This window comes from Elusimicrobiota bacterium (assembly GCA_026388095.1).
Lineage (GTDB): Bacteria > Elusimicrobiota > Elusimicrobia > UBA1565 > UBA9628 > UBA9628.
Window position 1 is genome coordinate 1 of record JAPLKL010000070.1, and the last position, 21,748, is coordinate 21,748.

Genomic DNA, 21,748 nt, shown 5'->3' on the forward strand with positions numbered 1-21,748 from the left:
AAGAAGCAAAAAGAGAAAGGACCGGCCGATGAAGGCTCCCTTCTTCTCTTCAACGACAACGCCAACGGCAAGGAGAACGGACCCAGAAACTACAAAAGCCCGTCAACGGCCTCCAGGCTCATCCTTGGATGAGAAAATGCTGAAATGATATCATGAGGCCCGCGATGTTCCTGAAAAACATCGGGCGCAACGTCGTTTTCCTCGGCGTGGTCAGCGGCCTGACCGACATCTCTTCGGAGATGCTCTACCCCATCATGCCGCTGTTCCTTACTACGGTCCTGGGCGCGCCCATGACCGTGGTGGGCCTCATCGAGGGCGTGGCCGAGGCCACGGCGAGCCTGCTCAAGGCGGCCAGCGGGCTCTGGTCGGACCGCGCCGGCCGGCGCAAGCCTTTCGTGCTCTGGGGCTACGGGCTCTCCGCTCTGAGCAAGCCGCTCCTGGCTTTGGCCGGGGCCTGGCCCTTCGTCCTGTTCTGCCGGTTCCTCGACCGGACGGGGAAAGGCGTGCGCACCTCGGCGCGCGACGCGCTGATCACGGCCTCGTCCGAGCCGGAGCACTGGGGCAGGGCCTTCGGCTTCCACCGCGCCATGGACACGGCCGGGGCAGTGGCCGGGCCGCTGGCGACGGTCTTCCTGCTGTCGGTCTGCGGACTGGGATATCGGAGCATCTTCTTGATCGCGGCGATCCCCGCCGTCCTCGGCGTTCTTGTGCTGGCCGCCTTCGTCGAAGAACGGCGATCGTCCCCCGACGGAACCGCCGCCCCCCGCGGGGGGGCGGCGGGACTCGCGACGCTTCGCGTCGCGAGTTCGGGATTCTCGGCCGACTACAAGAGGTTCCTGCTTGTCTACGGGCTTTTCGCGGTCGGCAACTCCAGCGACGTGTTCCTGCTGCTCAAGGCCGCGCAGGGCGGGCTGAGCCCGACGAAGGTGGTGCTGGCCTACGTGCTCTACAACGCGGTCTACGCTCTGGCCGCGACTCCGGCGGGGATGCTGGCGGACCGTCTGGGCCGCACGCGGACCTTGGCCGCGGGACTGGCGGTGTTCGCCGCGGTCTATCTGGGCTTCGCGCGGGTCGCGGCCGGCCCCTGGTTCTGGCTGCTCTTCCCCGTCTACGGCTGCTACACCGCGCTGGCGGAGAGCTCGCTCAACGCGGCCATCGCGGAGCGCTGCACGGCGCAGAACCGGGCCACCGCCATGGGGCTCTTCCAGGGGACCGTCGGGGTCTTGGCCTTGGCCGCGAGCCTGGCCGCGGGCTGGCTGTGGACCCAGGTCTCGCCCGCCGCGCCGTTCTATCTGGGCGCGGCCTGCGCCGCGGCCGCGGCGCCCCTGCTGCTGCTCCTCCCCGAACGCGCGCGTTCCTAGAGCCCGCGCCGCGGGGCATCTTGGCATGGCTGTTCCGGTTTAGCGTCTAGTCCTTTCTGTGCACGATAAGAGGTTATCTGATTATTTCTGGTGCTGATAAGTGTCATATATTACGTATTTTTTAGAAGCGGGGGTTCCGCGAACCCCCCTCGTCGGAGAATTTGACATGCCTTGGGCATGCTGTTACACTGTCCTAACATTTTGCCGCAAGGAGACCCCACTTTGAAGAACAGGCCCGCCCCCGCCGTCCACTACGCCTCACGCAAGCATCCCAAGATCGAACTCACTGAGAACCAGCTCAAGGTCATCAAGGACAAGTACCTGCGCGGCAGCGCGTCCATCGAGGTCTGGCTCGACGGGGTGGCGCACAACATCGCCCTGGCCGAGATCCTGGCGCATCCCGACGCCGAGGACTGGGGGGTCTTCTCCGGCGTGCGCTACAGCGCCCACCCCGTGGTCGGCCCGGCGCAGGTGCGGCCCTCGCGCATGGTCCTGTTCCACGACGGCCTGGCCGAGTCCGGCCTGCGCGAGGCCAACTTCACCCGCCTCATCAAGAACCTGGAGACCGCCTACGCGACGGTGCCGGAGGCGCGCAAGCTCGCCGACCTCTGGCGCGACCGCTTTTATGACATGCTCTCCGGCTGGGACTTCCTGCCCAACTCCCCGACTTTGATGAACGCGGGCCGCGAGCTCCAGCAGCTCTCCGCCTGCTACGTCCTGCCCGTGCCGGACTCCATGGAGGCCATCACCAAATCGCTGTCCGCGCAGTCGCTCATCCAGAAGTCCGGCGGCGGCACGGGCTTCGCCTTCAGCCAGCTGCGGCCCAAGGGCGACATCGTCAAGAAGACCCAGGGCGTGGCTTCGGGCGCCTTGTCCTTCATGCAGATGTTCGACAAGCTCACCGACGTGGTCAAGCAGGGCGGCACGCGCCGCGGCGCCAACATGGGCATCCTGCACTACACCCACCCGGAGATCAAGGACTTCATCACCATGAAGTCGCAGTCCGCGACCATGGAGAACTTCAACGTCTCGGTCGCCGTCGACGAGAGGTTCATGAAGGCCGTGGCCTCGGACGCCGAGTACGACCTGATCAACCCGCGCACCAAGGAAGTGACGGGCAAGGTCCGGGCCAAGGAGATCTTCGACCTCATGGTGGAGTGCGCCTGGAAATCCGGCGACCCGGGCTTCATCGTCATCGACCGCATCAACAAGTCCGGCTCCAACCCCACGCCGGCCATCGGCCAGATCGAGGCCACCAACCCGTGCGGGGAGCAGCCGCTCTTGGCCTGGGAGCCCTGCAACCTGGGCTCCGTGAACCTCGCCAATTTCGTGGTCGGTCCGGCCCTGGAAGGGACCTTCGACTTCAAGCGCCTGGCCGCGACCGTGGAGACCGCGGTGCGCTTCCTCGACGACGTCATCGAGGTCAACAACTACCCCCTGGCCGAGATCGAGCGCATGGCCAAGGGCAACCGCCGCGTGGGCCTGGGCGTGATGGGCTTCGCCGAGACCTTGGCCAAGATGGGCATCCCCTTCGACTCTCCGGCCGCCCTGGAGTTCGCCAACAAGCTGATGCGCTACATCAACGACACGGCGCTGGCGGCGTCCGAGTCTTTGGGCCAGTCGCGCGGGGTCTTCCCGAACTGGAAGAACTCCATCTACGACCCGGACGCGGTCCACTTCCGCGGCGAGAAGCGCACCCCGCGGCACTGCGCCCGCACCACCATCGCGCCGACCGGCACCATCGCCATCGCCGCGGGCCTGCAGGGCAGCGGCATCGAGCCTTTCTTCGCCATCGCCTACACGCGCTACAACGCCAAGGCCCTGGAGGCGATCAAGAAGGGCGAGGCGCCCTCCGAGAAGGACGTGTTCTTCGAGGTCAACCCCCTCTTCAAGGAGGTCGCGGAGAAACGCGACTTCTTCGGCCTCAAGGAGAAGGACCTCTGGAACCGCATCAACGAGAACCACAAGGCGGTGCGCGGCATCGCCGAGATCCCGGCCGACATCCAGCGCCTTTTCCCGACCGCCCACGACGTCTCGCTGGAGTACCACATCCAGATCCAGGCCGCCTTCCAGAAGTACACGGACAACGGGGTATCCAAGACCATCAACCTCCCCGCCACGGCCACGGTGGCCGACGTGCGCAACGCCTACACGCTGGCCTACGAGCTGGGCTGCAAGGGCATCACCATCTACCGCGACGGCTCCAAGGCCCAGCAGGTCTTGAACCTCGCCCCGGCCCCGTCCAAGACCAAGCGCCGCGACCCGGAGACCGCCTTCGGCGCCTCCTCCGAGTACTACCAGATCAAGACCGGCTACGGGCCCCTGCACATCCACATCAACTACGACGAGCGCGGCCCCTACCAGGTCTTCACCAACATCCCGCCGCTGGGCACCGAGATCTCGGCCTTGACCTCGCTGGTGGGCATCCTGCTCTCCAAGTACTTCGCGGAGGGGGGCGACCCCTTGAAGGTGCTCAAGCACCTCAACTCGGTCAAGGGCGACAAGCCCATCGGCTTCGGCGAGAACCGCATCAACTCCATAGCCCACGCCATCTCGGTGGCCCTGCGCCAGCACCTCAAGAAGACCGGCTGGCTCACCGACGGCGAGGACGCGGCCCAGAAGTCCAAGCTGGAGGGGCTCACCTTGCCCAAGGCGGAGTACTGCCCAAAGTGCTACTCCTCCAACGTGTCCTACGAGTCCGGCTGCTCGGGGCCGACCTGCCACGACTGCGGGTTCTCCGAGTGCTCTTGACGGAATAAGGAGACCTGGCCGGCTCGCGCACGCGGATCAAATACGACCGTGGTCAAGTGTCCGGCCTGCGGCTTCGACTCCCCGGATTCCGCCCGGTGGTGCGATCTCTGCAAGGAGCCTTTTCGCAAGGCGCGTCCGGAGGCCGCGCCGGCCGCCAAAGCCGATCCCGAGGGCGCTCGCAAGGCCCCGGAGCCCGGCATGGGCATCCCCCCCGAGTTCCTCACCCTCGACACCGGCGGCAAGGTCCCTGCGGCCCCCCGCTGGTTCCGCTACGCGGCTTGGTGCTCTCTCGTCGCCTGGCTCATCGTCGTGATGGTCCTTATGAAAGTCTATATGGCCAGACACAGGGCCCAACTGCAAGATCAGCCCTCCGAGCAGTCCGCGCAGCCACGCTGAAATTAGCCGGACATTCTAGCCGGCAGACATCCCCTGACTTGGCGTGACGCCGGGCGCATTGACACGGGATGGTCCATGCAGTACACTACAGAAAACCTGTTTCCATACTGGAACTGCCGATCCAGATGATTTACCCTGATCATCGACCCGACGCCAGCCAGGTGCATGACATGGACAAGACGAAAATGCGGGGCGCTTCAGGCTTCACGCTCATCGAGCTCATGATCGTGGTCGCCATCATCGGTGCATTGGCGGCTGTCGCCGCACCGAAATTCGGCTCGCTGATCCGCAAGGCCAATGAAGGCGCGTCCAAGGGCAACCTGGCATTGATCCGCGCCGCGATGATGATCTACTACGGCGACCTGGATGGACAGTACCCGGCGACGCTGACCGCGATGACGGTCGACGGCAAGTACCTGGGGGCGCTGCCGGTTGCCAAGACTCCAAACTACCACGCGGACAGCTCGGTCACTTTCTACCAGACGGGCGTCAATGACAAGGCCGGCTGGAGCTACAACAATACGGCTGGCGACGCGAACCAGGGGACGGTGCTGGTGAACTGCAGGCATACGGACTCCAAGGGCACCATCTGGTCGTCGTACTGAGCCGTCGTCCGGCCGGTCCTACTTCACGCCCATGACGTTCCTGTCGTGGCGCGTGGCTGTCTTGGTCTGGACGAGGGCGTCGTAGCGGACCCGGTCGGCCTGGAGATCGCGAGATTCCTGGAACTTGCGCCCGACTTTCAGCGCGGCAGCCTTGGCCGAGGCGTCGAGCATGTATTTCGAGGGCCCCAGGGACCCCGAGGGGTCGAATTGAACGTCGACGAATACGAGCACGGAGTCATCGCGGCAGATGAAATCGACCGATCCGTCGGCGCATTTCCATTCACGTTCCAGTATCTTCCAGCCGAGCCCCTCGATGAATGCGGCGGCCTGATCCAGCTGGCTGGCGGGCTTATCCTTATGAAATGGCTCGCCGCAGAATTCGCACCAACTCCGGTCTTCCGGTACATCGAAGCCGCACTTCGGGCACTTCATGGATACCACCTCTTCTGTGTCATCAATCTACAAGCACAATATACAGCATTTCCCAATTATAACCTTTGCTCGGCCCCCTCGGGGGCTGAAGAGGCTGGCTGCGGCTGGTCATTTCAAGACTTGGCTGACATGCGCTGACTTGCTGTGACGCCGATTTTCTTGACGCTCCCCCGCAGGCGCTCTATACTTATGGTGCCTGCCTTTCCGACTTGAGTCCTATTTGACCAGGCTTGGTTAAAATAACATGACTGGTCAGGCGACTCCTTGAATTGCGGCCGGAAACACCATATACTTTTACCACTAACCCGTATTGAGAATGTATTATAGGAAATCTCCGGGCGTCACCCTCGTCGAGCTCCTCGTCGCGGTCACCATCCTGACCGTCGGCATCGTGAGCTTGGTCGCGACCTTCGGCGGCATCCAGAAGGCCATCCAGGCCTCCAAAGCCAAGACTGTGGCCGCGAACCTGGTGCAGGAGAAGATGCAGATCCTCAAGCAGATGACCTACTACGCCGTCATCGTGACCTCGATGCCCGCGTTCAACAACGACTACAATCCGCCCGTCCCCTACGACATTGGCTATTTCCCCCCGGAGACAATCCTGGAAGGCGGCATCAGTTTCACCCGGCTGACCTACATCCAGGGCGCGACCGAGAACTCCGGCAAGATCGTCACGCTCCCAGTGGACGCGCCGGATGCGGGGATGCGGCTCATCACGGTGAGCACCTTCTGGAAGCAGGGCGGGGAGAAGAAGCTGCTGCAGCTCTCCAGCGTCATGGCCAATCCCGCAACGGTCATGCCCAACGGGGCCATCAAGGGGACGGTCACCAACTCCGTCGGCGGGGCGGGAATCGCCGGGGCCATGGTCGTGGCCGCCCAGGACATGGGCTACCAGGACACCACCGCCAGCGACGGCAGCTACGGGATCACGGTCTCGCCCGGCAACTACAATCTGGTGGCCTCGGCCCCAGGCTTCTTCACCTCCATCCGTCCCGTCGGCATAGGGGCCAACCAGACCGTGACCCAGCCGTTCCCTCTGCTGCCCATGAGCTCCGGCTCGGTGACGGGCGTGGCCTGGATGAACACGGGGCCGGTCATCAGCCAGGTCGTGGTCGGAACCACGCAGGCCAACGGGTTCGTGGCCGAATACGTCGAGCTCTTCAACCCCACCACCTACCCCATCACCATCGGCGGCAATCCGCCGTCCATCAAGCTCAACGTGGCCGCCAACTGCCTCAGCGCCAACGTGAACTGTTCCGACAGCACATACGGCGTGCCCATGAGCTACTACAACGTCACGATCGCTTCGGGCGGCTACTACGTCTTCGCCAACACGCGGACCTTCACGGCGGGAGGGGTGACGGTCAACGCCGATGCCGTCTTCGTGGACACCGTGCCCGCCCTCTGCTCGCAATTCGCTTTCCAAAACGTGACCGGCATGGCCTCCCCGCCCAATCCGCCCTTGCCCACCTGCAGCGCCGGGACCTGCAACTTCAGCTGGAACACGGCTTCCAACCCCCCGGTCAAGCTGCTGCTCAACCCCACCCACGACGGCGTTTTCTGGCTCAGCGACCGGGCCGGAACCGTCATCGACGGGGTGGGCTGGACGCACGGCGGCTACGTCCCGCCGAATTGCGAAGGGACCTGCATCACCATGCCCGGGACCAACGGTCTGGAGATACCGGAACAGCTGATGCGTTTCGCCAGCACCGCGGGCGTGAGCGCCGTCTGGGGCCCGGCCTATGATTCCTCCAACAACACCGTGGATATCGCCACGGCCCCGGTTCCCTTCCTGCCGCCCCACGGGACCTTCAGCGCCAAGGTCCCCATCGTGTCGGGCAAGGTCCCGGTGGGCGGGGTGATCTCGGCTACGGACACGCTCTCCTCTCCCATGTCCGCGGCGACCGTGGGCAACCCGCCCTACGCCGCCTTCACCTTGACGCCCGTCGCCACCGGGTTCTGGTCCGTGTACATCGCCAGCCGGGGCTACGAGTGCCAATTGGCCACGGTCACCATCGCCTCTTCGGGCTCCACCTATCAGTTCTCGAGCACCACCACCTTCCTCAACCTGACCTCCACCGTGGGCTTCGTCGTGGGCAGAGTGACCGACGCCTCCGGCGTCCCCCTTCCCGGCCTCCCGGTCAACCCCGGCGGCGCCGGCTCCACGTCCGCCACCGACAGCTCCGGCCGCTACACTGTGCGCGCCACCGCGGGCATGATTGACCTGATCGCCAACCAGAGCGGCGACCCTGGCTGCAACGTTAGTTACATCTCCGTCACCTCGGTCGCAGTCCCGGTGAGCCTCGGCGTGGTCACCAACAACGTCAATTTCATGCTCTCCCAGGGCGGCAAAGTCACCGGCTTCGTCACGCGCGACGGCAGCAACGCCCTGCCCGGCGTGGCCGTGGCCCTCTTCGACAGCAACGGCCAGGCTCACGACCAGGCGGTCTCCGACGGCAACGGCCGCTTCACCATGTACAGCGCGACCGGCAACTACACGCTCATGGGAGAGGTCGATTCCATGGAGAGCGTCTCCCCGGCCTTCACCGTCGTCACTGTCCTAGCCGGGCAGACCGTCTTCAGCGCGACCTTCACGGTCACCGGGGCCCTGGGCTACATCTCGGGGCACGTCTACACGGGCGCGAGCGTCCCCATCCGCGGCGGGGTCCTCATCCTCGCCTCCACCGCGACCCTGCCCAGCCCGCCGCCGGCTTTGAGCACAGCCACCCTTACCGGCGCCGCCATCTACGCGACCTCCAGCCAGGAGGACGGCAGCTACACGGTCGGGGTGCGCCAGAGCACCTACACGGTCAATGCCTACTATTCCGTCGTCAGTTCCACCGGCGGCATCAGCGTCGTCAAAAAGACCGCGATCAACAAGCTGGTCTACCCGGGGCAGACGATTTCGGGGGTGGATTTCTCATGGTGAGCCGAGGCCGGCGACCGCGGCCGGGCTTCACCCTCGTGGAGGCCATGATGGTGGTGGCCATCATGGGCATGATCGCCACGGTGGCGCCCGCCCTGCTCCTGCAAGCCAACCGGGCCTTCATACTCAGCCGTGTCCGCACCGACCTGCAGGGCCAGGCGCGCGGCATCATGTACATCATAACCAGGGAACTGCGCCAGGCTCAGAGCGCGACCATCACCATAGACCAGGCCTCGGGCCAGCCGTATTATTCGCGCATCACCTTCACCAAGCAGCAGGGGACGACCATGTGCTTCTACCAGCAAGGCAACCGGCTCATGCAGAAGGTGGGGTCCAACATCCATATGCTCACCTCCTGCTTGACTTACATGGCGTTCTCGTTCCCCCGTTCCGACAACATGGGCATCATCTCCGTCTCGATGACCGTGCAGCAGACCATCTACCAGGGCCAGATCAAGGCCCTGCACATGGCCTCCCAGCAGGTGAGGGTCATGGACTGATATGGACAAGATAATTCGCCGGGCCGACTCCGCGCGCGGCCAGGTCCTGGCCGGCGTGGTCATCCTGCTGGCCCTGATGCTCATCATCGTGCCCACTTTGGTCTTATGGGTGCAGAGGGACACCCTGCACTCCGTCAAGAACCGGCAGAGCACCACGGCCTTCAACCTGGCCGAGGCCGCGGTGGACCGCGGCGTGTGGAAGCTCGCGAGCTCCACCTACACCTGGTCCGAAGCCGCGGCCGGACACACGATCTCCGGCTACAACTTCGACGTCACCTACGCGGACGTGCCGGGCGGAACCTACCGCATCAAGTTCTCCGCCGCGGCCGGCGGGCAGGTGCAGCTCTGGGGCGAGGGCCGCGACGCCTTGAGGAAGGAGACCCGCTCCATCCAGGTGGTGTTCAAGAACACCAGCGCCCCGGGCGCGCTCATGACCCAGGGCACCCTCACCGAGAGCGATATGGCCATCGTGCATTGGGGGCCCATGCTGGCCCAGAACAATATCAACATCATCGGCAACGCCCTCAATCGCCATTATCCCAGGAAGCTCTCCAAGCAGGTGGTCCTGCCCTACGACAGCAACGGCTTGACTCCTCCCAACACGGACAACCTGGAGTGGTGGTCCGGCTTCGCGGTGCCGGACCTGCCCAACCTGGATTTCGCGACCCTGCGCTCCTCGGCCGTGGCCACCAACACCATCAACTGCAACGGCAACTGGAACGCCACCAACAACCAGATCCACTGCGACAGCAACCTGTCGAGCTGCCTCAATTGCGTGGTGAACTTCATGGGCAATACCGTGACCAACTCGCATCATAACCTCGTCTATACGGACGACGCGTCCGTCTCCGACAACCGTTCCAACAGCAATTACGTCTGGTACTGGGACAACAACGTCAACGTCCTCAACCCGCAGGTCAAAGGAACCATCATCGTCCGCGGCAACCTGAGCACCAACGGCTCCGACTGGTACGGGCCGTCCGGCTACATCAACAACAACGTCAACGTGCCGGTCCCGGTCAACGCCTGGCTCGAGTACCAGAAGATCAAGGTCAACGCCAACGCCACCGCCACCAACAAGTTCCCGGCGGACAACGGCAATCAGAAGGTCACGGCCAACTACGTGATCGGCGCCGCCGGCGACACCGTCGAGTGCGGCGGTTCGCCCTGCTCGGGCAACGACCTGGGCTTCTTCGGCTTCATCTACGTGGGCAAGGACGTCAACTTCCAGGGCGACGCGGACATCTTCGGCGCGGTCTGGGTGGTGGGCAATTGGTCCGCGGCCGGCAACAACCTGATCTTCTACGACGACAACCTGCTTCTGCCCATGCTCAACGTGGTGCTGGTGCGCCAGTCCTGGCAGGAGGTGCCGCGAAGTACCCAGGCGTGGAATTGAAGCGCTGGCTGCTGCCCGCGGCCCTGCTGCTGTGCCTGCCGGCCTGCCTCAAGCCGGTGACGGACCCGGACCTGCCCTGGCACCTGGCCTCGGCCCGCTGGATGCTGGAGCATCGCGCCGTGCCCCGCGCGGACGTCTTCTCCTGGACCCGCGGCGGCCGGCCCTGGGTGGATTTCGAGTGGTGTGCCCAGCTCGCGCTCCACGGACTCGACCGGCTGGGTGGCGAGCCGGCGGTGTGGCTGTTCAAGTCTTTGGCGTTCTTCGCCCTGCTCCTCTGCTTGGCGCTCCTGCTCAGGCGCTGGGCCGTGCCCGACGCCTGGCTCGCCGCGGCCCTGCCGCCAGCGGCCCTGACCTTCGTGCCCTACTTCAACTATCGGCCCGAGATCTTCTCCCTTTTCCTGTGCCTGGGGCAGCTCGCCCTCCTGGAGGAACTGCGCGCCGGCGAGCGGCCCTGGCCGGCGGCCCCGGTCCTGGCCCTGCAGGCGGCGGGCTATGCCCTTTGGGCCAACCTGCACGGCGCTTTCCCGTTGGGCATCGTGCTCTGCCTGCTCTACGCGACCGAGGGGGGCCGCTCGGGCCGCCTAGCCCTGGCCCAGGCCGCGGCCGCCGCCGCGGGCACCTTGGCCAACCCTTACGGGCCGAAGCTCTACACCGTGTTCCTCCAGCACGCCAAGGATTGGATGCTGCTGCGCAACTACATCGTGGAATGGGCGGACATCGAGCTCTTCGACCTGCCCAACCTGCCCCATCTGGGCATCATCCTGTTCTCGTTTTTGGCCGCGTTGGCCGCGGTGTGGCAGAGAGTCCTCCTGCCGCGCGCGCATCTCGGGGTCCTGGTCGTGTCTGGGCTGTTCTGCTCGGGCGCTTTCCGCCACAGCGTCTACATCCCCTTGCTGCTTCTGCCCTTGGCCCTCAAGACCTGCCTGCGCCTGGAAGCCGGCCTCTGGGGGCGGCGCGCGCGGTGGAGCCTGGCCGCCGGCATACTCCTTTTTACCGTGCATGCGGACGCCAAGCTGGTCAAGCTCCTGCCTTTGCTCCGGGCCCCGCGCGGGGAGAACGACAGCGTGCCCGCCGGAGCCGTCCGCTTCCTCAAGGGCGAGCGGAAGACTTTGGCCAAGCTCAAGTTCTTCAACTCCTGGAACTGCGGCGGCTATCTCGATTACAACCTCTACCCGGACTACCAGGTGTTCCTGGACGGCCGCTATCTGTTCACGGACATGCTGCCGGAGCTCGAGAACGCGGACAACGACCCCGCGGCCTGGAGGCGCTACGCGGACCGCTTCGGCCTGGAGGTGGTCCTCTTCTCTCTGGACCGGCCGCGCTACCGGCTGGATTCCGCCAAGGCCGGGCCGTGGCGGCCTTTCGACGTCCTGGCCATGCCCGCCAAGGACTGGGCCCTGGTCTACTGGGATGATATCTCCTTGGTCTTCGTCCGGCGCCGGGCCGTGCCCTCGGCTTGGCTCGCGGCCCGCGAGTTCCGCTATCTGCGGCCGGGGGACCTCCAGATCGTGGGGCTCAAGACCGTCTCCGGCATGATCCCCTTGGACGCAGTCGCGGCCGAGGCGGCCCGCTACCGCAAGGAGATCGGCGCGCCGGCGGAGACCGCGCGGATCAACGCCTGGCTCGCGGTCTTGAAGAAGGAGACCGGGAGGGCCGCGCCAGCCGGGCCCGGGCCGCGGCCAGATCGACCTGGACGGCCCGGGAGCCGGGATTGAGCCGCAGGGCTTCTCGGAAGCAGAACACGGCCTTGTCCGGACGGCCCAGGCGCAGCCAAGCCAGCCCGCAGCCGTAATGTCCCCGCGCATCGGCGGGGTAGAGCCTGAGCGCGCGCGTATAGGCCGCCAGGGCCTCGCGCGGCGAGCCGGATTCGAGCCAAGCGTTGCCCAGGTTGTTGAGAAGATTGAGACGCCCCGTGCGCACGGCGGGCAGGCTTTCGTCCAAGCCCTGGGCCAGGCCCCGCTGGAACAGGGCGATGGCCTCAACGGGCTCTCCGTGCATGTGGAGCGCCACGCCCAGATCGTTGTAGGCGCGCAGCTCCTTCGGGTCGAGGCGCAGGGCCTGCCCGTAGCAGCGCGCGGCCAGCGCGTGGTCGCCCGCCGCCGCGTAGAGCCGGCCCAGGGCGTAGTGCGCGGCCACGAGGCCCGGATCCAGCTTGAGCGCGGCCTTGTATTGGGCGAAGGCCTCCTCCACGGCGCGCCGCTCGTAGTAGACGTCCCCGAGTCTGAGGCGGGCCTCTGCGTCGTCCGGCCTCATGGCCACGACCCGGCTCCAGAGCGCCTCGGAGTCTCTCCAGTAGGCCAGTTGCAGGCGGGTCAGGCCGAAGAGCAGCCCGACCAGAAGCGTGGCCGCGGCCAGGGCCGAAGCCAGGCGCGCGCGCGAGCCGCGGGCCCAGGCGGCCAAGCCGGCGGCCGCGAGCAGGGCCCAGGGCAGGCAGGAGAGGTACGAGGAACGGTCCGCCGCGGCGTAGGCAGCCGCAGGGGAAGGGGCCAAGTGGGCGGGCCAAAGTGTCTTGCCGAAGTGCAAGAGGAAGCGGCACGTCCCCCAGGCCGTCATGCGTAGGAGGCCCGCGGCGGCGGGCGCGTGCTTCTGCGCGTGAGTCGCGGCCCAGACCGCGAGCAGGGCCGGCGCCGCGAAGAGCAGCTTCTCTATCAGGACGCACCGGGGGCTGGCGGCGGTCCAATGCCTCGGCTCCAGAGGGAGCCGGCGCAGGGGATAGATATCCAGCATGAGCAGGAACAAGGCCAAGGGCGCGGCCAGGCTCGGAGCCAGGACGGCGGCCGCGCCCGCGGCCAGCCAGGAGGCTCCCCGCCAAGTCCAGCGGCCGGGAGCCGCAGCGGCTTTCAGGTAGCCTACGAGGCTGATGAGGCAGAAGGTCCCGCAGAGGAGGTCGCGCTGGGCCGAGGCCCAGGCCACGGATTCGACGCGCAGGGGATGCAAAGAGAACAGCAGCGCGGCCAGACCTGCCCACCACCACGGCTGCGGGTCCTTCTCGTCAGCGCACCAAGCCGCGCGCAGCAGCCGGGCGGCGATGACCGCGAAGAGCGCGGCATTGAGCGAGTGCAGGAGCACGCTGGCCAGGTGTATGCTGGCGGGGCCGGCATGGTAGCGCGGCAAGCCGCGCAGGCCGAGCGCGGTGTCGTCGAGATTGACGAAGCCGTTGCGCACCGCGGGCCAGAACACCGCGGCGGTGGCGGCCGCCGCCAGAAGGGGCGCCCAGAGCCGCGGGTGTTCGCCCGCAGGGATTGTGGGCTGGACGCCGGCCGCAGTTCCGGTCGCTTCTTCCATGGGCGAGCCTGATTATATGAATTTGCGCCTCGCCGGCACCGCGGGCCCGAGAGTCCGGAATTGATATAATCACGCGGTGAATCAGCCCCGCCGCCGCGGCCGCTTCATCGTGCTGGAAGGCCCGGACAAGTGCGGCAAGTCCACCCAGGCCGGTCTCCTGGCCCGGCAGTTGCGGCGCCGCGGCGTCCGCTTCATCCACACCCGCGAGCCCGGGGGCACGGGCCTGGCCGAGGCCATCCGCGCGGTGCTGCTCGACCCCCATCATGACGTCGACCCCTTGGCCGAGCTTTTCCTCTATGAAGCCTCGCGCGCCCAGCACACGCGCGAGAAGATCCTGCCCGCCCTAAGGCAGGGCTCCTGGGTCCTCTGCGAGCGCTACAGCCTGGCCACGCTGGCCTATCAAGGCTGCGCCCGGGGCTTGTCTTTGCCCATGATCCGCACCTTGGACCGCATCGCCACGGGCGGCCTGCGGCCGGACCTCACCATCGTGCTGGACATCCCGGAGTCCGAGTTCGCCTCCCGCGACCGCGGCCGCAGGCTTGACCGCCTGGAGCGCGAGTCCCTGGCCTTCCGCAAGCGGGTGCGCGAGGGCTACCGCGTCCTGGCGCGCCGCCTGCGCGGCTGCGTCCTGCTCAACGGCCGCCGGCCGCTGGCCGAGGTGCACGAGGAGATCGTCCGCCGCGTGGAGAAGCTGCGGCGATGACTTTCGGCAAGGTCAAGGGCCAGGCCCGGGCGGCCCGGATCCTCTCCGGCCTGCTGGAGAGCGGGCGCGTCCCCAACGCGCTGCTCTTCGCCGGGATGGACGGGATCGGCAAGACCCTCATGGCCGTGGAATTCGCCCGCGCGCTCCTGTGCCAGGACCGCAAAAGCCCGGCGGAGCCGGCCTGCGGCTTCTGCCCCGATTGCCTGGCCGTGGACCGGCGCAACCATCCGGACCTGGCCTTGGTCAACGCCCAGTACCAGGCTCTTCTGGAGGAGAAGGAGCCGGAGAAGCAGAAGATACTGCACGTCGAGACGATCTGCCATGTGCGGCGCGACATGGAGATGCCGTCCATGCTGGGACGGTGGAAGATCGCCGTCATCGAGGACGCGCATCGGATGAATGCCAGCGCGGCCAACGCCCTGCTCAAGAACCTGGAGGAGCCCATCCCGCGCTCGCTTTGGATCCTGGTGACCTCCGGCTGCGAACAACTGCCCAGGACGATCCCTTCCCGCTGCTTCGCGGTGCCCTTCGTGCCTCTGGCCGAGGCGGCGGTGCGCGTCATCCTGGAGGACCAAGGCGTGGCGCCGGAGCGCGCCGCCGTCGCGGCGGGGCTTTGCGAAGGCTCCGCCAGCCGGGCCCTGGAGCTGGCCGCCGGCGAGTATCCCGAGGCCCTCTACGCGGGCCCGCTGGCCGCCTTCCAGGCGGCCGACAGCCTGCCCCGCGAGGGCTACCTGGCCCGCAACGAGGTGGAAGCCGCGCTCTTCGCCGTGGCCCAGGACCTGCGCCTCAAGCATCTGCAAGGCGCTCTGCCCTTCGCCAAAGTGGAGCGCCCCCTGCGCGAGCTGCTGCGCCTGCGCCGGGCCCTGCGCTCCAACGCCGACCCCAAGGTCGTGCTGACCCTGGCCGGACTCGCCGTCGAGGATGCCAGGAGCGCTCCCCCATCCCTCTGATGAAAAAATACTACCTCACGACTCCGCTCTACTACGTCAACGCGGCCCCGCACATCGGGCACGCCTACACCACGGTGGCGGCCGACGTGCTGGCCCGCTTCTTCCGCGCCAACAACCGGCCGGTGCACCTGCTGACCGGCACGGACGAGCACGGCGCCAAGATCGAGGAGGCCGCGCGCGAGGCCGGCCTGCCGGTCCAGGAGTTCGCGGACCGCAACTCCGCGGCCTTCCGCGAGCTTTGGAAGCACCTCGACATCCGCTACGACGACTTCATCCGCACCACGGAGCCGCGCCACGAGTCCCGGGTGCAGGAAAGCTTCAAGAAGCTCCTGGACTCCGGCGACGCCTACAAGGGCCGCTACCGGGGCTTCTACTGCGTCTCGGACGAGACCTACTGGACCGAGACCGACGCGCCGCCCGACGAGAAGGGCCGGCGCCTCTGCCCCAACGCCGAGTGCCGCAAGCCCCTGCAGGAGGTCGAGGAGGAGAGCTACTTCTTCAAGCTCTCCAAGTACCAGGAGCCGCTCCTCAAGCACTACCGCGACCACCCGGGCTTCCTGCTGCCCTCCCACCGCGCCAACGAGATCCTGCGCTTCGTGGAGGGCGGCCTGCAGGACACGGCCATCTCGCGCACCAAGGTGAAGTGGGGCATCCCGGTCCCCGGCGACGCCGAGCACACCATCTACGTCTGGTTCGACGCCCTGCTCAACTACCTCACCGCGGCCCAGAGCACCGGCGCCTCGGGCGACTATTGGCCCGCGGACGTGCACGTCGTGGGCAAGGAGATCTACCGCTTCCACTCGGTGACCTGGCCGGCCATGCTCATGGCCTTGGGCCAGCCGCTGCCCAAGAGCGTGTTCGCGCACGGCTGGTGGACCGTGGACGGCCAGAAGATGTCCAAGTCGCACGGCAACTTCGTGGACCCGCGCGACATCACGCGCGAGTACGGGGTGGACGCCTTCCGCTACTTCCTGCTGCGCGAGATGCCCTTCGGCAACGACGGCAACTTCTCGCTGGAGTCCATGCGCAAGCGCTACAACGCGGAGCTGGCCAACGACCTGGGCAACCTGGTCAGCCGCGTGGAGCAGATGGTGGACAGCTACCTGGGCGGAGCCATGCCCGGCCGCCCCGACGAGGCGAAGCCCTCCTTGGCCAAGGAGTTCGCGGCCAAGGGCGCGGAGATCGACGCGCGCATGGAGGCCCTCGATTTCTGCGGGGCCCTGGGCCTGATCTGGGAGTGCGTGGGCCGGCTCAACACCTACGTCAACGAGAAGACCCCCTGGAAGCTGGTCAAGACCGACAAGGCCGCCACCCAGGAGGTGCTCTTCGAACTGGTGCGCTGCCTGCGCATCGTGGCCGGCTGGATCGAGCCCTTCATGCCCCAGACCGCGGCCAAGATGCACGCCCAGCTCGGCGTGCGCCAGGCCGGCGACGCCGCGGCCGCGGGCAAGATCCTCAAGGCCCCGCCGCTGTTCCCAAGGAAGTAGCCGTCGCCGTGGAAATTGCCGCCCCGAAGGGGCGGCAATCCGAACGCCCTCCCCTTGAGGGGAGGGCGTTCGTTCCGTTGAGGGGAGCCCTGCCGTTCCGGTTCTGCCGCCCCGCTGCGCGGGGCGGTTGCGGGCGAGCAAAGCTCGCCCGCCCGCCACGGATTCAGCCCATCGTCTTGGTCACGTCCGCCGGCGGCTTGGGCTTGATGCGCAGGAGTCTGCGCAGCAGGCGGACCATGGTGCCGACCGGCCCCATGATGGTGTAGGCGAAGAACACCACGAAGGCCGCGGTCTGCGGGTAGACGCAGACAATGGCGGCGAGGACGACGAGCGCGAAGATGAGCTTGGCCGAGCGCAGGCGCAGCACGGGCAGCTGCTTGAAGGCGGGATAGGGGATGGTGGAGACCATCAGGAAGGCGGCGCCCACCACCATGAGCGGGGCCAGGCCGTAGAGCGAGGGGATCTGGGCCATGAGGAAGCGCCAGGTGTGCGCGGGCCGGCCCTCCTCGATGATCTGGTAGAGCAGCACGAAGCTGGCCAGGAACCCCGCCGCGCCCGGGATGGGCAGGCCCGTGAAATAGGTCTTGCTGCCGCCCGAGTCGTGGGCCACGGCGTTGAAGCGCGCCAGGCGCAGGGCGCCGCAGAGCGCGAAGAGGAAGGCCATGGGATAGCCCCAGGCCCCGTAGTCCTTGAGGATGAAGGCGTACATCATGTAGCCCGGCGCCACGCCGAAGGTCAGGAAATCCGAGAGGGAGTCGAACTCGACGCCGAAAGCGGAGTCGCCGTGCACCAGGCGCGCCACGCGGCCGTCGAGGGCGTCGAAGGCCATGCCCAGCATGATGGCGGTGGCCGAGGCGCTGAACTCGCCGCGGTAAGCGGAGAGCAGGGCGTAGAAGCCGCAGGCCATGTTGCCCACGGTGAAGATCGAGGGGGCCAGGACCTGCCCGCCGCGCTTGAGGCTCAGCCTGTCCATTCCGCTATGGGCGTGAGGCCCGCCGTCACGAGGTCGCCGACAGCGACCAGGACCTGGGTGCGCAGGGGCAAGGTCACGGCGACCTGGGAGCCGAAGTGGATCATGCCGTAGCGCTCGCCGGCCGCGACATGGTCGCCCTCTCCTTTCCAGCACTCGATGCGCCGGGCGATGAGGCCCGCGATCTGCTCCACGACCAGCGTGCCCTGATGCCCGTCCGGGGTCATGCGCAGGACGCAGCGCTCGTTGCCGCGGGCCTCGGGCGCGCTGGCGACCCGGAAGCTGCCCTTGACGTACTCGGCCTCGGTGACGGTCCCGGCGCAGGGCGCGCGCTGCAGGTGCACGTTGAAGATGGAGAGGAAGATGCGGATGGTGACCTCGTTGCCTTCGCCTTCCGCGTCGATGGAGAGCACGCGGCCGTCGCCGGGCGAGTAGATCTTCCGGGGATCCTGGGGCAGGGGGCGCTCCGGGTCCCGGAAGAAATAGGCGGCGAAAGCGGCCCAGACCAGGGCCACGACCGCGACGACCTGGCCTCCCGGCCTCAACTCCGGCCAGCGGCAGAGCAGCAGGCCCCCTGCGGCGCCCACGATGCAGCGGAAGATCACGGCCCAGCCGGCTCTGGCGATGCGCATCGAGATTCTCCTACATTCTATGAAACTTTGGCCGGAAAATGGCCGGACGCTGGTCTCACATTCCCGCGTAGATGAACGAGACCACGACCGAGGGCCCTATCTTGAAGGCCAGGAAGGCGAGCCAGGCCAACGTCACGAGGAGGGGCAGGAGGAAGTAGACCTTGTGCCCGCGTATCAGGCCGACGACCTCCTTGAGCAGGAGCAGCAGTCTCTTCATTTGGAATCCCGCGGTAGAAGCCCGGCCGTCCTCATCCCTTGGGCGAGCGTTCGCGCCACTATGCCGTTGCCCTCGGCGCTGCAGTGCCCGTCCGGGACGAAATACCGGGCTTGGGAACCGGCTGCGCGCGAGGGCGCAAAGGCGTTCTGGACGTCCACGAACAAGGCGCCTGCGCTCGCTGCCATCTCCTGGTATCTGTAATCGTGCCAGACGAACTTGGGCGAGGGAGGGTAGTTCATGATGACGAGCCCTATCCCGCGCCTGCGGCACTCGTCGGCGATGCTCTGGACGTCGCTGCGGAGCCAGGCCTCCATGTCGGCCGTATCCGAGGTCTCTGGCACCGATCGCAGGGGGGAAGCCAATACGGATTCCATGGGCAGGTTCCTGATCTCATCCCAATAGGGGAAGAAATCCAACGCCGCCACAGCCAGGCGTCTGCCGGAGCGAGCCCAGTCTCCCGTGTGGGGATGCTCCGGCGGGGTGAGGTAAGCCTTGGCGACATCGAGGACGGGCACGGCATCGGGGAACCCCGCTTCCACCACCCGGGCAAAGAGGTCGTCGGCTTCCCGCGTCCGGCCCCCGAGCCGTTCCAATTTCGCCAGGAGCAAGAGGTCCATGTTGCGCGGATGAAGCCGTTCCAGGTCCCGCATCCACTGCAAGGCCTGCTCCGAGAAGACGCCCTTGCGGACCAGCGATTCGGCCACGGAGCGGCAGGGCTCGATCCAGCCGGAATCGCCGCGGCAGCGCGACCGGCAGAAACGGAAGGCTTCCTCGGACCCGCCTTTCCTGAGCAGAGACGCCAGCTCGGCCCGCGCCGAAGCTGCTTTCGGATCGTAAGAACCGAGGCGCAGGGCGTCCGTCATCAGGACCATCTCCCCGGAGTCGCCGCCTCTGAAGAGCGATTCGGCCGCCTCGCGGCAGGCCTGGGCCCGCCCGGCGTCGTCAGGACCTCGGGAGCGGCAGACGCGAAGGATCTCCTCGTATCGGCCCGCGCTGAGCAAGGATGAGATCTTGGCCAGAACCGCCGCGTCGGGATCGGCGAGATCGAGGCGGGACGCTTCCCGCCTCATGGCCAGGGCTTCATCCCGCCGCCCGAGCCTCTCGTAGGCATCGCCCAGCGCGACGAAGCCGCGGCTCTGGCAGGGATCGATGCGCAGGGACTTCTGGAACATGGCGCTGGCGCCGACAGCATCGTTGTTCTCCATGAGCAGACGTCCAGAGACGCGGCAGAGCAGCGCGTCCTGCGGCAGCGCTGAGAGGATCCGGGAAATGGGCGCGCCAGCCTTGTAGCCCGGGTCTGATTGGATCGCCAATGCGGCCAGCCCCAGTTGGGCATAGCCGTCGTGGGGGTCAAGCCGGCGGGCGTTCTCGAAGCTCGCCAGCGCCTGAGCCGATTCGTGGTTGCCCCAATGGATGAATCCCATCAAGGCGTGGGCCCGGACGTCCGCGGGCCGGGAGCGGAGGGCTTCCTGGATCCGCTTTTGGGCCGTCTCCCGTCGGTCCGATTCCAGCAGGGCCACGACCTCGGCGGTCAGATCGGGACGGACCTCCCGGCCGCGTTTGGCCGCCTCGCGGCACCGGACGAGACCCTTTGACCATTCCGTCCAGAAACCGTCCGGATGCTCCGGCATGCCCGGCGCAGGGGAGACCTGGGCGGGGGGGATGCGGCCGGGAGCGGCCTGCGCGGAGTCTTCCTCCTGAGGACCGGGCGGGGACTTCTGGCGCGATTGGTATGCCAGCAGGCGGGCGAGCTTGACGACCCGGATGCGGTTCCCAGCCTCCGTGAGCCCGCGCGCCAGGCGCGATCGGCCGGCGCGATGGCGCCCGGCATAGTTCCAATGGTTCGCGCCGCCGATCATGAGCGTCACGATCCGGGGCTTCACCTTGTCGACCTGTTCGAGGAAGATGCTCCGGATGATCGTCGAGCTGGCGTTGCCCCGGCCCGCGTTGACCACCCGGTATCTCGGTTCGGCTCCCGTGTTGAGCAGGGCGTCGAGCTGGTCCGCATAGCTCTGGCCGGGCGGGCCGCCGATGCCCTGCGTGAAAGAGTCTCCGAGGCACAGGATGACCGTCTTGCCATCGGAAGGCGCCGGGCGTCGCTCGTAGCGCCAGCGGTATATCATCCCGAAGGCGGCCAGGCCGAGTTCGAGCGCCGCCAGGACGCACAGCATCCCGAGCAAGAGGACGGTCAAGCGCGCCAGCGCGGGCCGGGAGGCCAGAGCTCCTTTCGGCTGAGCAGCGCCAGGCTGGGGGTCATTCATTCTGCGTCCTCGCGAATGAGATTATAATGCCTCTGCATGCGCGATAGCAAATGATGTCCGTCGCCATACGCCGCTTTATGATAATATCGCCCAGCATGATGGGAAAACGCCTGGGCTGGGGATCGGTCGCGGCCGCCTGCGCCTTCTTGGCGCTGGCGTGCAAGGCGCCTAAACAGGGCGGCCCCGCGCGGAGCGCGGCGACTGCGGGCCAGGCGGGGATCGCGTGGGTGGCCATACCCGGCGGGAGCTTCATGATGGGGGTGGAGGAGCTGGCAGACAGCAAGCCCCGGCACCAAGTGACGGTGGAGACCTTCCAGATGGCCAAGACTTTGGTGACGAACAAGCAGTACCGAGCCTGCGTGCAGGCCGGAGCCTGCACGGCGCCCATGGACGAAGGGGCAGGCTTCAAGGGCGACGACCAGCCCGTCGTAGGCGTGGACTGGGAGCAAGCCAAGACCTTTTCCGAGTGGGTCGGCGGGAGACTCCCCAGCGAAGCCGAGTGGGAGTACGCGGCGCGCAGCGCGGGCAAGGATGGGCGGTATCCCTGGGGCGATGAGGAGGCCACCTGCGCGCGGGCCGTCATCGCGATGTGCGGCAGCGCGACGGCGCCCGTATGCTCAAGGCCGGCGGGCAACACGAAGCAGGGGCTTTGCGACATGGCGGGCAATGCGTGGGAGTGGGTGCAGGACTTTTATCACGACTCGTACAAAGGCGCGCCGGCGGATGGCAGCGCATGGGATGTCCGGGCGGGCGGGGCGCATGTGGTCCGCGGCGGCTCGTGGAACAGCGGCGACCCGTGCTTCACCCGGTCGCCCGGCCGCGACCTCCGCCCTGGCCCCAACCACGGCTACCTGGGGTTCCGGCCCGCCCGCTGAG

The 21,748-nt window shown here is 67.0% G+C and carries 17 protein-coding genes and 1 pseudogene; 12 read left to right on the forward strand and 6 right to left on the reverse strand.

The annotated features are described in order from the left end of the window. The first annotated feature begins 164 nt into the window (after positions 1-164). The 4 genes and pseudogenes from NTY77_17905 to NTY77_17920 all read left to right on the forward strand — a co-directional run bounded on the left by NTY77_17905 (position 165) and on the right by NTY77_17920 (position 4,783). Positions 165-1,361, forward strand: coding sequence for an MFS transporter (locus tag NTY77_17905; GenBank protein MCX5797370.1), 1,197 nt, complete (start codon positions 165-167; stop codon positions 1,359-1,361). A gap of 222 nt (positions 1,362-1,583) precedes the next feature. Further along, positions 1,584-4,112, forward strand: a complete 2,529-nt coding sequence (locus tag NTY77_17910; protein ID MCX5797371.1) for an adenosylcobalamin-dependent ribonucleoside-diphosphate reductase — start codon at positions 1,584-1,586, stop codon at positions 4,110-4,112. A 48-nt stretch (positions 4,113-4,160) separates the two neighbouring features. Further along, positions 4,161-4,508: a hypothetical protein gene (locus tag NTY77_17915; protein MCX5797372.1), complete on the forward strand. Its 348-nt coding sequence runs from the start codon at positions 4,161-4,163 to the stop codon at positions 4,506-4,508. 185 nt (positions 4,509-4,693) lie between these two features. After that, positions 4,694-4,783: pseudogene (locus tag NTY77_17920) on the forward strand (prepilin-type N-terminal cleavage/methylation domain-containing protein). A gap of 348 nt (positions 4,784-5,131) precedes the next feature. On the opposite strand, the gene NTY77_17925 reads toward NTY77_17920, so the two are convergent. Continuing rightward, positions 5,132-5,545, reverse strand: a complete 414-nt coding sequence (locus tag NTY77_17925; GenBank protein ID MCX5797373.1) for a YraN family protein — start codon at positions 5,543-5,545, stop codon at positions 5,132-5,134. Positions 5,546-5,861: 316 nt separating this feature from the next. On the opposite strand from NTY77_17925, the gene NTY77_17930 reads away from it, so the two are divergent. The 4 genes from NTY77_17930 to NTY77_17945 are packed head-to-tail and all read left to right on the forward strand — an operon-like array spanning position 5,862 to position 12,082. Further along, positions 5,862-8,474, forward strand: a complete 2,613-nt coding sequence (locus NTY77_17930) for a carboxypeptidase regulatory-like domain-containing protein (GenBank protein MCX5797374.1) — start codon at positions 5,862-5,864, stop codon at positions 8,472-8,474. Next, complete coding sequence (locus tag NTY77_17935; GenBank protein ID MCX5797375.1) at positions 8,468-8,971, forward strand: prepilin-type N-terminal cleavage/methylation domain-containing protein; 504 nt, start codon at positions 8,468-8,470, stop codon at positions 8,969-8,971. Before NTY77_17930 ends, NTY77_17935 begins: the two co-directional genes overlap by 7 nt. A gap of 1 nt (position 8,972) precedes the next feature. After that, positions 8,973-10,367: a hypothetical protein gene (locus NTY77_17940; GenBank protein ID MCX5797376.1), complete on the forward strand. Its 1,395-nt coding sequence runs from the start codon at positions 8,973-8,975 to the stop codon at positions 10,365-10,367. After that, positions 10,364-12,082, forward strand: a complete 1,719-nt coding sequence (locus tag NTY77_17945; protein ID MCX5797377.1) for a hypothetical protein — start codon at positions 10,364-10,366, stop codon at positions 12,080-12,082. Before NTY77_17940 ends, NTY77_17945 begins: the two co-directional genes overlap by 4 nt. Here the strand turns inward: NTY77_17945 and NTY77_17950 are convergent. Beyond that, positions 11,979-13,652, reverse strand: coding sequence for a tetratricopeptide repeat protein (locus NTY77_17950; protein MCX5797378.1), 1,674 nt, complete (start codon positions 13,650-13,652; stop codon positions 11,979-11,981). The two genes, NTY77_17945 and NTY77_17950, sit on opposite strands and share 104 nt — an antisense overlap. A gap of 76 nt (positions 13,653-13,728) precedes the next feature. Between NTY77_17950 and tmk the strand changes: the two genes are divergently transcribed. From tmk to metG, 3 genes are read left to right on the forward strand one after another with little or no spacing between them, the layout of a single operon-like run. Beyond that, positions 13,729-14,355, forward strand: coding sequence for a dTMP kinase (tmk, locus tag NTY77_17955; protein MCX5797379.1), 627 nt, complete (start codon positions 13,729-13,731; stop codon positions 14,353-14,355). Then, entirely contained in the window at positions 14,352-15,305 is a 954-nt protein-coding gene (locus NTY77_17960; GenBank protein ID MCX5797380.1) for a DNA polymerase III subunit, read from the forward strand. Before tmk ends, NTY77_17960 begins: the two co-directional genes overlap by 4 nt. After that, entirely contained in the window at positions 15,305-16,792 is a 1,488-nt protein-coding gene (gene metG, locus NTY77_17965) for a methionine--tRNA ligase (protein ID MCX5797381.1), read from the forward strand. The genes NTY77_17960 and metG overlap by 1 nt, the downstream gene beginning before the upstream one ends. A 163-nt stretch (positions 16,793-16,955) precedes the next feature. Here metG and pssA read toward each other — a convergent pair whose 3' ends face one another. Genes pssA through NTY77_17985 form a run of 4 tightly spaced genes read right to left on the reverse strand, consistent with a single transcriptional unit; the run spans position 16,956 to position 20,872 of the window. Further along, complete coding sequence (gene pssA, locus NTY77_17970; GenBank protein MCX5797382.1) at positions 16,956-17,765, reverse strand: CDP-diacylglycerol--serine O-phosphatidyltransferase; 810 nt, start codon at positions 17,763-17,765, stop codon at positions 16,956-16,958. Further along, positions 17,753-18,394, reverse strand: a complete 642-nt coding sequence (locus NTY77_17975; protein MCX5797383.1) for a phosphatidylserine decarboxylase — start codon at positions 18,392-18,394, stop codon at positions 17,753-17,755. Before NTY77_17975 ends, pssA begins: the two co-directional genes overlap by 13 nt. Before the next feature lie 55 nt (positions 18,395-18,449). Then, positions 18,450-18,611, reverse strand: a complete 162-nt coding sequence (locus tag NTY77_17980; protein MCX5797384.1) for a hypothetical protein — start codon at positions 18,609-18,611, stop codon at positions 18,450-18,452. After that, complete coding sequence (locus NTY77_17985; GenBank protein ID MCX5797385.1) at positions 18,608-20,872, reverse strand: GDSL-type esterase/lipase family protein; 2,265 nt, start codon at positions 20,870-20,872, stop codon at positions 18,608-18,610. Before NTY77_17985 ends, NTY77_17980 begins: the two co-directional genes overlap by 4 nt. A gap of 95 nt (positions 20,873-20,967) precedes the next feature. On the opposite strand from NTY77_17985, the gene NTY77_17990 reads away from it, so the two are divergent. Continuing rightward, on the forward strand, positions 20,968-21,747 hold the full coding sequence (locus NTY77_17990) for an SUMF1/EgtB/PvdO family nonheme iron enzyme (protein MCX5797386.1): 780 nt from the start codon (positions 20,968-20,970) through the stop codon (positions 21,745-21,747). Position 21,748 lies beyond the last annotated feature (1 nt).

Coding starts and splice junctions, on each gene's coding strand:
- NTY77_17925 (MCX5797373.1), bottom strand. CDS start 5,545: ATGAAGTGCCCGAAGTGCGGCTTCGATGTACCGGAAGACCGGAGTTGG.
- NTY77_17990 (MCX5797386.1), top strand. CDS start 20,968: ATGATGGGAAAACGCCTGGGCTGGGGATCGGTCGCGGCCGCCTGCGCC.
- NTY77_17940 (MCX5797376.1), top strand. CDS start 8,973: ATGGACAAGATAATTCGCCGGGCCGACTCCGCGCGCGGCCAGGTCCTG.
- NTY77_17960 (MCX5797380.1), top strand. CDS start 14,352: ATGACTTTCGGCAAGGTCAAGGGCCAGGCCCGGGCGGCCCGGATCCTC.
- NTY77_17935 (MCX5797375.1), top strand. CDS start 8,468: ATGGTGAGCCGAGGCCGGCGACCGCGGCCGGGCTTCACCCTCGTGGAG.
- NTY77_17975 (MCX5797383.1), bottom strand. CDS start 18,394: ATGCGCATCGCCAGAGCCGGCTGGGCCGTGATCTTCCGCTGCATCGTG.
- NTY77_17905 (MCX5797370.1), top strand. CDS start 165: ATGTTCCTGAAAAACATCGGGCGCAACGTCGTTTTCCTCGGCGTGGTC.
- NTY77_17980 (MCX5797384.1), bottom strand. CDS start 18,611: ATGAAGAGACTGCTGCTCCTGCTCAAGGAGGTCGTCGGCCTGATACGC.
- metG (MCX5797381.1), top strand. CDS start 15,305: ATGAAAAAATACTACCTCACGACTCCGCTCTACTACGTCAACGCGGCC.
- NTY77_17930 (MCX5797374.1), top strand. CDS start 5,862: ATGTATTATAGGAAATCTCCGGGCGTCACCCTCGTCGAGCTCCTCGTC.
- pssA (MCX5797382.1), bottom strand. CDS start 17,765: ATGGACAGGCTGAGCCTCAAGCGCGGCGGGCAGGTCCTGGCCCCCTCG.
- NTY77_17950 (MCX5797378.1), bottom strand. CDS start 13,652: ATGGAAGAAGCGACCGGAACTGCGGCCGGCGTCCAGCCCACAATCCCT.
- NTY77_17985 (MCX5797385.1), bottom strand. CDS start 20,872: ATGAATGACCCCCAGCCTGGCGCTGCTCAGCCGAAAGGAGCTCTGGCC.